The sequence below is a fragment of the Streptomyces sp. NPDC051018 genome, assembly GCF_044456085.1.
GTDB lineage: Bacteria > Actinomycetota > Actinomycetes > Streptomycetales > Streptomycetaceae > Streptomyces.
The window spans coordinates 154,881-169,412 of sequence record NZ_JBITFN010000006.1 but is presented as its reverse complement, the minus strand read 5'-3'; the positions used below and the strand labels follow the sequence as shown (position 1 = coordinate 169,412).

General features: G+C 68.2%; 13 protein-coding genes. 9 read left to right on the top strand and 4 right to left on the bottom strand.

From position 1 onward, the window contains the following. Positions 1 to 4: 4 nt before the first annotated feature. Entirely contained in the window at positions 5 to 2,767 is a 2,763-nt protein-coding gene (locus ACIBCM_RS13060) for a transglycosylase domain-containing protein (protein WP_399242378.1), read from the top strand. Positions 2,768 to 2,900: 133 nt separating this feature from the next. Further along, the gene (locus tag ACIBCM_RS13055) at positions 2,901 to 4,385 is read left to right on the top strand and encodes a glycosyltransferase family 87 protein (RefSeq protein ID WP_399242376.1); all 1,485 of its coding nucleotides are present in this window, start codon (positions 2,901 to 2,903) and stop codon (positions 4,383 to 4,385) included. Between the two features lie 125 nt (positions 4,386 to 4,510). On the opposite strand, the gene ACIBCM_RS13050 is transcribed toward ACIBCM_RS13055, so the two are convergent. From ACIBCM_RS13050 to ACIBCM_RS13040, 3 genes are all read right to left on the bottom strand, one after another. Further along, on the bottom strand, positions 4,511 to 5,542 hold the full coding sequence (locus tag ACIBCM_RS13050; RefSeq protein WP_399242374.1) for an alanine racemase: 1,032 nt from the start codon (positions 5,540 to 5,542) through the stop codon (positions 4,511 to 4,513). A gap of 121 nt (positions 5,543 to 5,663) precedes the next feature. Next, complete coding sequence (locus tag ACIBCM_RS13045) at positions 5,664 to 6,782, bottom strand: lipid II:glycine glycyltransferase FemX (RefSeq protein ID WP_399242371.1); 1,119 nt, start codon at positions 6,780 to 6,782, stop codon at positions 5,664 to 5,666. A gap of 142 nt (positions 6,783 to 6,924) precedes the next feature. After that, positions 6,925 to 7,233, bottom strand: a complete 309-nt coding sequence (locus tag ACIBCM_RS13040) for a hypothetical protein (protein WP_399242369.1) — start codon at positions 7,231 to 7,233, stop codon at positions 6,925 to 6,927. 272 nt (positions 7,234 to 7,505) lie between these two features. Between ACIBCM_RS13040 and rpsF the strand changes: the two genes are divergently transcribed. The 4 genes from rpsF (at position 7,506) to rplI (ending at position 9,243) form a co-directional block, all read left to right on the top strand. Continuing rightward, entirely contained in the window at positions 7,506 to 7,796 is a 291-nt protein-coding gene (gene rpsF / locus ACIBCM_RS13035) for a 30S ribosomal protein S6 (RefSeq protein ID WP_004950685.1), read from the top strand. Positions 7,797 to 7,869: 73 nt separating this feature from the next. Beyond that, on the top strand, positions 7,870 to 8,475 hold the full coding sequence (locus ACIBCM_RS13030) for a single-stranded DNA-binding protein (RefSeq protein WP_399242367.1): 606 nt from the start codon (positions 7,870 to 7,872) through the stop codon (positions 8,473 to 8,475). A 66-nt stretch (positions 8,476 to 8,541) separates the two neighbouring features. After that, complete coding sequence (rpsR, locus tag ACIBCM_RS13025) at positions 8,542 to 8,778, top strand: 30S ribosomal protein S18 (protein WP_003956534.1); 237 nt, start codon at positions 8,542 to 8,544, stop codon at positions 8,776 to 8,778. Between the two features lie 18 nt (positions 8,779 to 8,796). Beyond that, on the top strand, positions 8,797 to 9,243 hold the full coding sequence (rplI, locus tag ACIBCM_RS13020) for a 50S ribosomal protein L9 (protein WP_399242365.1): 447 nt from the start codon (positions 8,797 to 8,799) through the stop codon (positions 9,241 to 9,243). Positions 9,244 to 9,401: 158 nt separating this feature from the next. Here rplI and ACIBCM_RS13015 read toward each other — a convergent pair whose 3' ends face one another. Further along, positions 9,402 to 10,739: an MATE family efflux transporter gene (locus tag ACIBCM_RS13015; protein ID WP_399242363.1), complete on the bottom strand. Its 1,338-nt coding sequence runs from the start codon at positions 10,737 to 10,739 to the stop codon at positions 9,402 to 9,404. A gap of 443 nt (positions 10,740 to 11,182) precedes the next feature. On the opposite strand from ACIBCM_RS13015, the gene dnaB reads away from it, so the two are divergent. The 3 genes from dnaB (at position 11,183) to ACIBCM_RS13000 (ending at position 14,390) form a co-directional block, all read left to right on the top strand. Beyond that, positions 11,183 to 12,649, top strand: a complete 1,467-nt coding sequence (gene dnaB / locus ACIBCM_RS13010; protein WP_399242699.1) for a replicative DNA helicase — start codon at positions 11,183 to 11,185, stop codon at positions 12,647 to 12,649. A gap of 308 nt (positions 12,650 to 12,957) precedes the next feature. Next, complete coding sequence (locus ACIBCM_RS13005) at positions 12,958 to 13,551, top strand: TetR/AcrR family transcriptional regulator (RefSeq protein ID WP_399242361.1); 594 nt, start codon at positions 12,958 to 12,960, stop codon at positions 13,549 to 13,551. Then, positions 13,548 to 14,390, top strand: a complete 843-nt coding sequence (locus ACIBCM_RS13000; protein ID WP_399242359.1) for an alpha/beta fold hydrolase — start codon at positions 13,548 to 13,550, stop codon at positions 14,388 to 14,390. The genes ACIBCM_RS13005 and ACIBCM_RS13000 overlap by 4 nt, the downstream gene beginning before the upstream one ends. The last annotated feature ends 142 nt before the right edge of the window (positions 14,391 to 14,532 follow it).

The window sequence follows — 14,532 nt, the reverse complement described above, 5'->3', positions numbered from 1 at the left end:
TTCGATGAGCGAGCACCGTCGCAAACCGCCGCAGCCGCAAGGTGGCGGGCGTGCGGCTGCCAGGCGCGCCGCCCAGCAGCCTTCCGGCCGCCGCGCAGCCCCGCCCCGGGGCACCAGTACCGCTTCCGCCTCCGTGTCACACGGCGAGGAGCGCCCCCGCGGCGGACGGGCGGAGGCCCGCCGCGCCGCCCAGCGCGGCGGTGGCCGCCGCCGTATGGACGGCGATACCGGCGCCGGCCGTGGCGGCCGGGGCGGTGGCCGCAGAGGCGGCGGCGCCGGCGGGGCCTCCCAGGACCCGGGCCACGGCGGACGGCGGCCCGGCAAGAAGCGGCTGATCGACTACCCGCGCCGCAACAAGGACGGCTGGCGCCGCTGGGTGCCCTCGTGGAAGCTCGTCACCGGGCTGTCACTCGCCTTCCTCGGAAGTCTGATGGGCGCCGCGACGATCGCGTACGCGATGGTGGAGGTCCCCGACCCCAACAAGACGGCCGAGGCGCAGAACAACGTCTACTACTGGGACGACGGCACCCAGATGGCCGCCACCGGCGGTGAGATCAACCGGCAGAACATCGGGATCGAGAAGATCCCGAAGCATATGCAGAACGCCGTCAAGTCGGCGGAGAACAAGAGCTTCGAGACCGACTCCGGCATCGACCCCATGGGTATCAGCCGCGCCCTGCTGAACATGGCCAAGGGCGGTCAGACCCAGGGCGGCTCCACGATCACCCAGCAGTATGTGAAGAACGCGGTCCTCGGCGACCAGTCGCAGACCCCGAGCCGCAAGCTCAAAGAGCTGTTCATCTCGATAAAGGTCGGCACCGAGGTCGACAAGTCGCAGATCATGGCCGGCTATCTGAACACCTCGTACTACGGACGCGGCGCGTACGGGATCCAGGCAGCGGCCCGGACGTACTTCGGCAAGGACGCCAAGGACCTCGACGTCAGCGAGAGCGCGTTCCTCACCACGCTGCTCAAGGGAGCGACGTACTACGACCCGGCCGGCTCGGTCGCCATCGACCCGGCGGCGACGCCGGAGGCCAATCTGGAGCGGGTGACCAAGCGCTGGTCCTGGGTGCTCGACGAGATGGTCAACGACGGTCACCTGGACAAGGCGGAGCGGGACCGCTTCACAGCGCCCCCCAGGACCGAGCCGGTCGTCAAGGGCGCAAAGCTCGGCGGACAGATCGGGTATCTGGTCGACCTCGCGAAGTCCAGCGTCCTCAGCACCGGGCGGATCACCGCGGACGCTCTGGCACTCGGCGGCTATGAGATCCACACGACCTTCAACAAGAAGAAGGTCGACAAGCTCGAAGCGTCCATCGAGAAGATCTACAAGAAGCACATCGACCCCAAGAAGCGCCCGAAGACGGACACACACGTCCAGTTCGGCGGTGCCTCGGTCGAGCCGGGGACGGGGAAGATCGTCGCCGTCTACGGCGGTACGGACGCCACCAAGCACTTCACCAACAACGCCAACAACACGGGTGCCCAGGTCGGATCGACCTTCAAGCCCTTCGTGCTCGCCGCCGCGATGACCCATGGGGTGCGGGACCCCAAGGGCGGCCCGCAGCAGTCGGACGGTGAGCGCACCAAGGTCGACCCGGACAAGAGCGTCTACAACGGCAAGAACCGTCTCAAGATCAAGAACTATGACGGCTCGGTGTGGCGGGACGAGAACGACCGGGAGTGGCTGCAGGTCAACGACGACGACCAGTCGTACGACAATATGACCCTGCGCGAGGCCATGATCCGCTCGGCGAACTCCCCCTTCGTGCAGCTGGGCATGGACATCGGCATCCCCGAGGTGCGGACCACGGCCATCGAGACGGGTCTGCTGAAGGAGTCGCTCGACAAGTCGGACGTGCCGTCGTTCTCGATCGGTATCTCCACCCCCAGCGCCATCCGGATGGCCGGTTCGTACGGGACCTTCGCGGCCGAGGGCCAGCAGAACGATCCGTACTCGGTCGAGTCGGTCGACAAGGAAGGCCGCCGGATCTACCAGCACAAGCCCGATCCCGTGGCGGTCTTCACTCCGGCCGTGGCGAACAATGTGACCGATGTGCTGAAGGACGTCGTGGAGCACCCCGACGGCACCGGTAACAACGCCCAGATCAAGGGCCGGGATGTCGCGGGCAAGACCGGTACGACCGACGGAAACAAGTCGGCGTGGTTCGTGGGCTACACACCGCAGCTGTCGACCGCGATCGACATGTACCGGCTCGACGACAACGAGAAGAACACCAACCGCACCTTCCTCGAGATGTTCGGAACGGGTGATCAGCCGAAGATCCACGGCTCCTCGTTCCCGTCCGAGATCTGGCAGACGTATATGTCCGACGTGCTCAAGGGCATGCCGGTGAAGAGGTTCCCGAAGCCGCAGCCGATCGGTGAGGCCGTCTGGGGTGGTGGCGCCTCCAGCCCGCCCCCGCCCGCGCCGGAGACGCCGAGGGAGGAGACGCCGGAGGCGCCTCCGGAGGAGGAAGAGGAGTCCACGCCTCCGCCGGTCAGCAACTCGCCCGACCCGGGTGAGTCCTGCGATCCCTGGTTCGACCCGGACTGCGGCAGCAACGGCGGTCAGGGTGGGGCGAACGGCGGCAATGGCGGTCAGGGCGGGGCCAACGGCGGTCCGGGCGGCCCTGGCGGTGGTCCGGGAGGTCCGGGCGGCAGTCCGGGAAATCAGGGCGGTGCCAATGGCAGCCCGGGTAGTTCGGGCGGCAGCGGAGGTGGTTCCGACAACGGAGGCATCCTCGGTGGGCGAGGGGGCTGACGCCCCCGCTCAGGACCCGCACCACACGGGGGCCGGCGCATCCGGCGCGTACAGCCTGTGCACGAAGCACAGCGGCGTACGCGGATGCGCCGGCCCCCGCGGCGTACCCGTCCGGTACGGCAGGATGAGCACCATGCCCAGCGCAGAAGAGATGAGCGTGTACCGGGACGACCGGCCTGATGTACGGCCCACCCGGCGGGACTCCGTCGCCGCGTCCGGCAGCGAGCTGATCGGTGGCCCGGCCGGACGCTGGGCCCTGCGTACGGGCGGCGGCTATCTCACGCCCGTACGCGTTGTCGCACTGGTGGCGATCGGAATGTTTGCGCTGGGCATGGTGCAGAAGATGCCCTGTTACAACTGGGCCTGGTTCCGCGGAGCCACATCGCAGTACACCCACGCCTGCTACTCGGACATTCCGCATCTCTTTCTGGGGCGGGGCTTCTCGGAAGGGAAGATTCCGTACTTCGACCGGCTGTCCGGTGACATGGAGTATCTGGAGTATCCGGTGCTGACAGGCCTGTTCATGCAGGTCGCCTCATGGCTCAATGTGGCCGACGGCTCCATCCAGAACCGGGAGCAGGTCTACTGGATGATCAACGCGGGCATGCTGATGATCTGCGCCGTGATCATCGCGGTCTGTGTGGCACGCACCCACCGCCGCCGCCCCTGGGACGCCCTGCTGGTGGCGCTGGCACCCGCCTTCGTGCTGACGGCCACGATCAACTGGGATCTGCTGGCCGTGGCGCTCACCGCCGCCGCGATGCTGATGTGGTCACGTGGCCGGGCGCTCGCCTTCGGTGTCCTCATCGGACTGGCGACGGCCGCCAAGCTCTATCCCGTCCTGCTGCTCGGGCCGCTCCTCCTGCTGTGCTGGCGGGCGGGGAGGTGGCGGGAGTTCGGGACCGCCGCGACGGCGGCCGCGGGAGCCTGGCTCGTGGTGAATCTCCCGGTGATGCTGTTGGCGCCCGAGGGGTGGAAGAAGTTCTACACCTTCAGCCGGGAGCGGCAGATCGACTTCGGTTCCTTCTGGCTGATCATCACCCAGCGCACCGGCGAACAGATCGACGTCAGCCGGGTGAACACCTACGCCACCCTGCTGATGCTCCTGGCCTGCGCGGGGATCGCGGCCCTGGCACTGGGGGCGCCCCGCCGCCCCCGCTTCGCCCAGCTCGCCTTCCTGGTGGTCGCCGCGTTCATCCTCACCAACAAGGTCTACTCGCCGCAGTACGTACTGTGGCTCGTTCCGCTGGCCGCACTGGCCCGGCCGCGGTGGCGCGACTTCCTGATCTGGCAGGCGTGCGAGGTCGTGTACTTCCTCGGGATCTGGATGTACCTCGCGTACACCACGGGCGCCAAGCACCAGGGGCTGCCGCCCGAGGGTTACCAGGTGGCGATCGCCGCGCATCTGCTGGGGACGCTGTATCTGTGCGCCGTGGTGGTACGCGACATCCTGCTGCCCGAGCGGGACGGCGTACGGCAGGACGGCTCGGACGACCCCTCGGGAGGGGTGCTCGACCGGGCCGCGGACGTCTTCGCCGTGGGGCCGGCCGCCCGCTCGCGGAGGTACGCGGCGCCCGGGCCGGAGGGGCCGAGGGTGGACTGGGGGCGAACGCTCTGAGCCGGGCGCTCCGCGGGGGACGCCCCGGGTCCGGAAGCGCTGAGCCCGGCCGGCGGTCTTCCACCGGGTGGACGCCAGGCCCGCCCCGGGCGGTCCCCGTGCCCGCTCCCGCCGCCTGAGGTGTTCTAGCGGTCCACCAGCCGGTCGAACTGGGTCGTCGTGTGGCGCAGGTGCGCCACCAGTTCGTCGCCGACCCTGGGCTCCTGGGCGTCCGAGGGCACGAACAGGATCGAGACCTGCATATGCGGGGGCTCGGCGAACCAGCGCTGCTTGCCCGCCCAGACGAACGGCGAGAGATTGCGGTTGACCGTCGCCAGCCCGGCGCGGGCGACACCCTTGGCGCGCGGCATCACTCCGTGAAGCGCCTTGGGGGCCTCCAGCCCGACGCCGTGGGAGGTCCCGCCGGCGACGACGACCAGCCAGCCGTCGGACGCGGCCTTCTGCTGGCGGTAGCCGAAGCGGTCGCCCTTGGAGACCCGGGTGACGTCGAGGACGGAGCCGCGGTACTCGGTCGAGTCGTGGTCGCCGAGCCAGAGCCGGGTGCCGATCCGGGCACGGAAGCGGGTCTGCGGGAACTGCTGGCGCAGTCGGCCCAGGTCCTGGGCGCGCAGATGGCTGACGAACATGGTGTGCAGCGGCAGCCGGGCGGCCCGCAGCCGGTCCATCCAGCCGATGACCTCCTCGACGGCGTCGGAGCCGTCGGTACGGTCCAGGGGCAGATGGAGGGCGAAGCCTTCCAGCCGTACATCCTCTATGGCCGAGGTGAGCTGTCCCAGATCCTGCTCGGACACCCCGTGGCGCTTCATGGAGCTCATGCACTCGATGACGACACGGGCGCCCACCAGGGCGTGGACACCGTCGACCGAGGAGACCGAACGGATGACCCGGTCGGGCAGCGGAACCGGCTCCTCCCCCCGGCGGAAGGGCGTGAGGACGAGCAGATCACCGCTGAACCAGTCCTTGATCCGGGCCGCTTCGTAGGTGGTGCCGACGGCCAGGGTGTCGGAGCCGAAGCGGGACGCCTCCTCCGCGAGCCGCTCATGACCGAAGCCGTAGCCGTTTCCCTTGCAGACCGGCACCAGGCCGGGGAACTGGTCGATGACGGACTTCTGGTGCGCGCGCCAGCGAGTGGTGTCGACGTACAGGGAGAGCGCCATGGCCGGCCCGGAACCTTTCTGGTGGCTGCGGTGTATCAGAGGTATGAACGGGATCTACGAGGTTACGGCGTGGGCGTCGGGAGCGTCAGCGGCGCGTCGGCCATCGGCGGCACGGCTGGTGTCAGCGGCGCGACATATAGATGTCGAGGGCCTTGTGCAGCAGTTTGTTGAGCGGGAAGTCCCATTCGCCGACGTACTCGACGGCCTCGCCGCCCGTCCCCACCTTGAACTGGATGAGGCCGAAGAGATGGTCGGTCTCGTCGAGGGAGTCGCTGATTCCCCGCAGGTCGTAGACGGTCGCGCCCATGGCGTACGCATCGCGGAGCATCCGCCACTGCATCGCGTTCGAGGGCCGGACCTCGCGTCCGATGTTGTCGGAGGCTCCGTAGGAGTACCAGACGTGACCGCCGACGACGAGCATCGTCGCGGCGGAGAGGTTCACTCCGTTGTGCCGGGCGAAATACAGCCTCATCCGGTTGCTGTCCTCGGCGTTCAGCACCTGCCACATCCGCTCGAAGTACGAGAGCGGGCGTGGCCGGAAATGGTCGCGCACGGCCGTGATCTCGTAGAGCCGCTGCCATTCCTGGAGGTCCTGGAAGCCGCCCTGGACGACGTCGACGCCCGCCTTCTCTGCCTTCTTGATGTTGCGGCGCCACAGCTGGTTGAAGCCCTTGAGGACATCGTCGAGCGAGCGGTTGGCCAGCGGCACCTGATACACGTACCGCGGCTGGACGTCACCGAAGCCGGCCCCGCCGTCCTCGCCCTGCTGCCACCCCATCTTCCGCAGCCGGTCCGCCACTTCGAAGGCGCGCGGTTCGATGTGCGTGGCCTCGACGTCCCGCAGCCGCTTGACGTCCGGGTCCTGGATACCGGCCTTGATGGCGGGCGCGTCCCAGCGCCGGATGACCACCGGCGGGCCCATCTTCACGGAGAAGGCGCCCTGCTGCTTGAGGTGGTTCAGCATGGGCTGGAGCCAGTCGTCCAGGTTCGGCGCGTACCAGTTGATGACCGGGCCCTCGGGCAGATACGCGAGATACCGCTTGATCTTGGGCAGCTGGCGGTACAGCACCAGACCCACGCCGACGAGTTCGCCGTGCTTGTCGAACCAGCCCAGATTCTCCGAGCGCCATTCGGTCTTCACATCAGCCCACGCCGGGACCTGGCAGTGACTTGCCGACGGCAGAGACCGGATGTATGCCAGATGCTGCTCTCGGCTGATGGTCCTCAGGGTCAGGCTCATGCGGGGCGCTCCTCGGCAGGTGTGTCCCCATGGTCAGGGGCTCCGGCTCTCGCGCCGAAGCCTACTGCGCTGGGGGAGCGCCCCGAATGGTCGCCTTCGAGCCGCCTTGACGGCCGCGTTCGCAACCGGGTCGGAAAGCGGGTCAGCCGATGAGCCCGCCGAACAGACCCCCGAAGGCCATGCCGAGGAAGAATCCGGCGGCGGACAGGCCGAGGCCCAGGACCAGGAGGAACCGCTCACGGGTGGTGGCGGAGATGAACTGCCCGTAGGCCCCGGTGAGGATTCCGACGAGTCCGGTCCACGAGCTGAGCAGATGCAGGTTGTGGAACATCGCCGATACGAAGGAGAGGACACCGAGCACCAGGGTCACCGCGACCAGGGTGTCCTGGAGGGGGTGGGGCTTGCCGTCCGTGGCGAAGAGGGAAACCTGACGTCGCACTGCCTGTGCCATGCGGCACCTCCTGGCGTAGCCGGAGCGCGGCGCATAGTAGTGCCGCGCCCACCCGATGTGTACAGATTGTGCCCGTCCCCCGCCGGATTTCAACCGGACGCACGTCTGCGGGTACTCTGTACGGTCTGCACCGGTGTCTGCCCAGGCCAGAAGCCGATCCCCCGCGATTGTCAGTGGGGCCTGATTTACTCGGACACAGTTGCAGCAACGCATCACGACCCTCCTGCCACGGAACGACCGTGGCCGCTGAGTCCAAAGGAGGTGGGTTCCACATGCGTCACTACGAGGTGATGGTCATCCTCGACCCCGATCTCGAGGAGCGCGCTGTCTCCCCGCTGATCGAGAACTTCCTCTCCGTCGTCCGTGAGGGCAACGGAAAGGTGGAGAAGGTCGACACCTGGGGCCGTCGTCGTCTCGCTTACGAGATCAAGAAGAAGCCCGAGGGCATCTACTCGGTCATCGACCTGCAGGCCGAGCCTGCGGTCGTCAAGGAGCTCGACCGGCAGATGAACCTGAACGAGTCGGTCCTCCGGACCAAGGTCCTCCGTCCCGAGACCCACTGAGCTTCCGGCTCAGCGGTCATCGGGTCCGAGTAGCAATAAGCAGCCAGAAGCAATCCCGCCGAGAGGTTCACCCATGGCAGGCGAGACCGTCATCACGGTCGTCGGCAATCTCGTCGACGACCCCGAGCTGCGCTTCACCCCGTCCGGTGCGGCGGTCGCGAAGTTCCGCGTCGCGTCCACTCCCCGCACCTTCGACCGCCAGACCAATGAGTGGAAGGACGGCGAGAGCCTCTTTCTGACCTGCTCGGTCTGGCGTCAGGCGGCGGAGAATGTCGCCGAGTCCCTTCAGCGCGGCATGCGTGTCGTTGTCCAGGGGCGTCTGAAGCAGCGGTCCTACGAGGACCGCGAGGGCGTCAAGCGCACGGTCTACGAGCTGGATGTCGAGGAAGTCGGCCCCAGTCTCAAGAACGCCACGGCCAAGGTCACCAAGACCACCGGCCGCGGTGGCCAGGGCGGCTACGGCGGCGGTCAGCAGCAGGGCGGCGGCGGAGGCGGCTGGGGCGGCGGTCCCGGCGGTGGCCAGCAGCAGGGCGGCGGCGGTGCACCCGCCGACGACCCCTGGGCCACCAGCGCGCCTTCCGGCGGTCAGCAGCAGGGCGGCGGCGGAGGCGGCTGGGGTGGAAACTCCGGCGGTTCCGGCGGTTCCGGCGGCGGCTACTCGGACGAGCCCCCCTTCTAGGGATCCCTGACAGGGGTCTCCCCGGGGCGTTCGTACCCCCACTTCTTGATCACACAGGAGAATCACATGGCGAAGCCGCCTGTGCGCAAGCCGAAGAAGAAGGTCTGCGCATTCTGCAAGGACAAGACCGTCTACGTGGACTACAAGGACACGAACATGCTGCGGAAGTTCATTTCCGACCGCGGCAAGATCCGTGCCCGCCGCGTGACCGGCAACTGCACGCAGCACCAGCGTGACGTCGCCACGGCCGTGAAGAACAGCCGTGAGATGGCGCTGCTGCCCTACACGTCCACCGCGCGCTAAGGGAAGGGTGACCGAATCATGAAGATCATCCTTACCCAGGAGGTCACTGGCCTCGGTGCCGCCGGCGACGTCGTCGACGTCAAGGACGGATACGCTCGCAACTACCTGGTCCCGCGCGGTTTCGCGATCCGCTGGACCAAGGGTGGCGAGAAGGACGTGGCGCAGATCCGCCGCGCCCGCAAGATCCACGAGATCGCGACCATCGAGCAGGCCAATGAGGTCAAGGCCAAGCTTGAGGCCGTGAAGGTGCGTCTGGCCGTCCGCTCCGGCGACGCTGGCCGCCTCTTCGGCTCCGTCACCCCGGCCGACATCGCCTCGGCGATCAAGACCGCGGGTGGCCCGGAGGTCGACAAGCGTCGTGTCGAGCTCGGTTCGCCGATCAAGACCCTGGGCTCGCACCAGGTGTCCGTGCGTCTGCACCCCGAGGTTGCCGCGAAGCTCGGCGTCGAGGTCATCGCCGCCTGAGTGCTGCGTACAAGAGTGCTGCATCGGGCAGTGCTGTGTACGTCGGAACGGGAGAAGGGCCGCATCCTGAGGGGTGCGGCCCTTCTGTTCTGTGCGGGTGGCTTCCCGTATGCCGATGTTTCACGTGAAACATCGGCATACAGATGTCGGCTCTCCGGTCAGCGTGTCGCCCCGGTGACGATCCAGCGACCGGAGCCGGTCCGTAGCCAGAGGGTCGCCAGGCGGCTGGTCATCATCAGCGCCATGGCCCACCACAGGGCGGTCAGACCGCCGCCGAGCTCAGGGACGAGTAGGGCGACGGGCGCGAAGACCGCCAGGGTCACCAGCATCGCCCTGGCGAGATAGGGGCCGTCCCCCGCCCCCATGAGGACACCGTCGAGCACAAAGACCACTCCGGCGACGGGCTGGATCAGTGCGACCACCAGAAGTGCGGGGAGCAGGGTGTCATGCACCGTCGGGTCACTGCTGAACAGGGGCACAAAGAGCGGGCGGGAGATCACCAGGAGCAGGCCGAGAACGACTCCCGAGGCCATACCCCACTGCACCATGCGCCGACAGGCCACCCGTGCTCCCTCGCCGTCCCCGGCGCCCAGATAGCGGCCGATGATCGCCTGGCCCGCGATGGCTATCGCGTCGAGCGCGAAGGCCATCAGGTTCCAGAGGGAGAGAACGATCTGATGCGCGGCGATCTCGGCGTCGCCGAGGCGAGCGGCAACGGCAGTCGCGATCATCAGCACGGCCCGCAGGGAGAGCGTACGGATCAGCAGGGGAACGCCGGCCTGGGCGCTGGCGCGTATCCCGGCGGCCTCGGGCCGCAGCGATGCCTTGTGGCGACGGGCTCCTCGTACCACCACGACGAGGTAGGCGGCGGCCATGCCGTACTGAGCGATGACGGTGCCCCAGGCGGATCCGGCGATGCCGAACCCGGCGCCGTAGACGAGGCCCGCATTGAGGGCGGCGTTGGCCGTGAAACCGCCGAGGGCGACATACAGCGGGGTGCGGGTGTCGTGGAGACCGCGCAGGACACCGGTGGCGGCGAACACGATCAGCATCGCGGGTATGCCGAGGCTGGAGATCCGGAGATAGGTGATGGCGTATGGGGAGGCTGTGTCAGAGGCCCCGAAGACATCGATGATCCATGGTGCGCCCGGGAGAGTGACGGCGACGACGGCAGTGCCCAGGATCAGGGCCAGCCAGATGCCGTCCAAGCCCTGGCGGATGGCTCCCGCGAGATCGCCCGCGCCGACGCGGCGTGCCGCGGCCGCCGTGGTGGCGTAGGCGAGGAAGACGAAGACACTGACGGCGGTCATCAGCAGCGACGCGGCCACGCCGAGCCCGGCGAGCTGCGGGGTGCCGAGATGGCCGACGATCGCGCTGTCGACGATCACAAAGAGAGGCTCGGCGACGAGGGCGCCGAAGGCGGGGACGGCGAGGGCGACGATCTCTCGGTCATGGCGTCGCCGCAGTGCCTTCGGTGACGCGGGGGCCTGGGTCATTGCCTCAAGGTAATCTTCCACAGGTAAGAGATGCAACTGTCATTGAGTCCTTACTGCGCTCCGGTTCGGCGGCTTCACGGTGGGCCGTTTGTTCTGATCTTGGTCCGGTTGGGAAACTTTTTCTCCCCCACAGCCAGTGGATGGAAAAGTGCCAGGTCAGATGGCATGAAGTGCGGAGATCACGTCGTTGTCCACAGCCCTGTCCCCCGGTCCGTACACAGGTTCCGAGGGGTTCTCCACAGCATCTGATCACTCATCCACATGGCCTGTGGATAACCAGATTGGCTGACGGTGGAGAGCGGCCTACCGTGGACCGTTGTCCGACGCGCCGTAAGCGGAGCGGGGCCGCTCGATTTGTCAGTCCTGTGCCGTAGAAAGAGGGGGCACGGCGAGGTCCGCTGCGCGGACGGGAGGAGGTGGCCCGGGTGAGCATTTCCGAGCCCTTGGACGACCCGTGGGCGGCCGACAGCGGCCCCGGCGACCGTCTGCCCGTCTCCCGCCCGCGCCGCAACGACACCCGCGGCGGCCGTGAGGACCAGCATGAGCGCGGCAGGGACACCGGCGGCTGGGACGGCGGCTCCCCGGGGTTCGAGCGCGTACCACCCCAGGATCTGGACGCCGAGCAGTCGGTCCTCGGCGGCATGCTGCTCTCCAAGGACGCGATCGCAGATGTCGTGGAGATCATCAAGGGCCATGACTTCTACCGGCCCGCGCACGAGACCGTGTACACCGCGATCCTCGACCTCTATGCCAAGGGGGAGCCCGCCGACCCCATCACGGTCGCTGCGGAACTGGTCAAGCGCGGCGAGATCACCCGGGTCGGCGGCGCGCCGTATCTCCACACCCTGGTCCAGTCGGTGCCGACCGCGGCCAACGCCTCGTACTACGCGGAGATCGTCCACGAGCGGGCTGTGCTCCGCCGGCTGGTGGAGGCCGGCACCAAGATCACACAGATGGGATACGCGGCCGACGGCGATGTCGACGAGATCGTCAACTCCGCCCAGGCCGAGATCTACGCCGTCACCGAGCAGCGCACCAGCGAGGACTACCTCCCGCTCGGCGAGATCATGGAGGGCGCGCTCGACGAGATCGAGGCGATCGGCTCGCGCAGCGGCGAGATGACGGGCGTTCCCACCGGCTTCACGGACTTCGACTCCCTGACGAACGGCCTGCATCCCGGCCAGATGATCGTCATCGCCGCCCGTCCCGCGATGGGCAAGTCCACCCTGGCGCTGGACTTCGCCCGCGCGTGCTCGATCAAGAACAATCTGCCGAGCGTGATCTTCTCCCTCGAAATGGGGCGCAACGAGATCGCGATGCGTCTGCTGTCGGCGGAGGCCCGGGTGGCGCTGCACCATATGCGCTCCGGCACGATGACGGACGACGACTGGACCCGGCTGGCGCGCAGGATGCCCGACGTCTCCCAGGCCCCTCTCTACATCGACGATTCCCCGAATCTCTCGATGATGGAGATCCGCGCGAAGTGCCGGCGGTTGAAGCAGCGCAACAATCTGAAGCTCGTCGTCATCGACTACCTCCAGCTGATGCAGTCCGGCGGCTCCAAGCGCGCCGAGAGCCGCCAGCAGGAGGTCTCGGACATGTCCAGGAACCTCAAGCTGCTGGCGAAGGAGCTGGAGGTCCCGGTGATCGCGCTCTCCCAGCTGAACCGTGGCCCCGAGCAGCGTACGGACAAGAAGCCCATGGTCTCCGACCTGCGTGAATCGGGCTCCATCGAGCAGGACGCGGACATGGTGATCCTTCTGCACCGGGAGGACGCGTACGAGAAGGAGTCCCCACGCGCGGGCGAGGCGGACCTGATCGTCGCCAAGCACCGTAACGGCCCGACGGCGACGATCACGGTGGCGTTCCAGGGCCACTACTCCCGTTTTGTGGACATGGCCCAGACCTGATCCGGCTCCTGGTTCTCCGGCTCTCGTGGCACCGGGGCAGTCGTGAGGGCACAGCGGTGTACGTGTGCCGCCGTTGCCGGACTCCGGGCCTCCGGGCTCCGGCGGAGCCTCATGCGATGCCGCCCTCCTGGCGGTCGGCCGGGCCGGTACAGGCAATGGCCCTACCCCGTGATGCCCCGACCTGACTGGAAACTGAGGAATAGTCAGGCGATCCGTGAGCCCGGGGGCGCCCTTGCTGAATTCGTGCCCCCTTGCACCCTAGGGGTCCTAGGATAGAACTAGAGAGCCTAAGTTTCTGGGGAGGGTGCATGGTTCGGGCCGGGCTGACGACGGAGCGGGTGACGATCGCGGGCGCTGAGCTGGCTGACGATGTCGGGCTCGATCGGGTGACCATGTCACAGGTGGCACGGCGGCTGGGCGTGAAGGATGCGAGCCTCTATACGCACGTCCGCAGCCTGGAGGATCTGCGTGGTCGGATCGCGCTGCTGGCGGCGGACGAGAAGACCATCCGTATCGCGGAGGCGACCACCGGGCGAGCCGGCAAGGACGCGCTGGTCGCGTTCGCCAACGCCTGGCGAGAGTACGCCCACCGGCATCCGGGCCGCTATACGGCGACGCAGACCCCGATCCGGATCGACCCCGAACTGGCGGCGAAGGCGCCCGGACCACGGCGTGCGGTCGAACTGACCTACGGCATGCTGCACGGCTACGGATTGGCCGAGCCCGATCTGACCGACGCGGTCCGATTGCTGCGCAGTACGTTCCACGGGTTCGTCGCCCTGGAAGCGGCGGGCGCCTTCGCGCACGAGCGCTCTCCGCAGCAGTCCTGGGTCCGCGCGCTCGACGCCCTGCACGCCCTCCTGGAGCACTGGCCACCTTCCCGAGAAGGAGATTCCGCATGACCGCTCCCACCATCGGCAGCCTGCGTGTCGACGGCGCGACCCTGCACTACGAAGTGCGCGGTCAGGGCCCGCTCCTGCTGTTGATCCCCGGAGGGACGGGTGGCGCGGCCTCCTTCGACGGCATCGCCGACGACCTGGCCGCCGAGTACACGGTCGCGACCTATGACCCGCGCGGTATGTCCCGCAGCACGCTGGACGACCCCGACGCCGAGCAGTACGTGACCGAGCACGCCGATGACGCGTTCCGGATGCTGGAACTGCTGTCGCCCGGTGAGCCCGCCCGAGTTTTCGGCGCCAGTTCGGGCGCGATCGCCGCCCTGCATCTGCTCACCGTCCACCCCGAACGCATCGCTCGCGTGGTGGCGCACGAGCCGCCGGTCGTGGAGGTCCTGCCGGACGCGGCTGAACACCGCGCGCTCATCGCACGCGTGGAGAACACGTTCCGCACCCGGGGGCTCATGCCGGCGACGGCCGTGTTCGCCGCGGGCCTCAAGAAGGGCGGTGACACCACCGGGCCGGAGGCCGAGCTCAGGCTTCCGCCGCAAGCAGCGGCGCGGACCGAGCAGACGATGGCGAACCTGCCGTACTTCGTCGGCCGGATCGTGCCCCGCTTCATGTCCTACGCCCCGGACATCCGTCGGCTGGAGGAGCTGTCGGACCGACTCGTGCTCGTCGGCGGCCAGGGCTCACGCGGTGAGCTGCCCTACCGCTCGGCGGCGTTCCTGGCCGAGCGGCTCGGCACGGAACTCCAGCACTTCCCCGGCGGGCACACCGGCCTCACCACGCACCCCGCCGAGTTCGGCGCATTGCTGCGGAAGGTCCTCCGAGCCTCGATCTGACCCGCGCTCGCCACGGTCGACTCCGCCGAGGGCGGTCCGAGGGAATGACACGATCCTGAGAGTCCACCCGGTCCCTCTGGTCAGCCCCGGGTCCGGCAGGTCATCGCTCACCGGTGTGAGCGATGACGGATCGCGGCGCGGA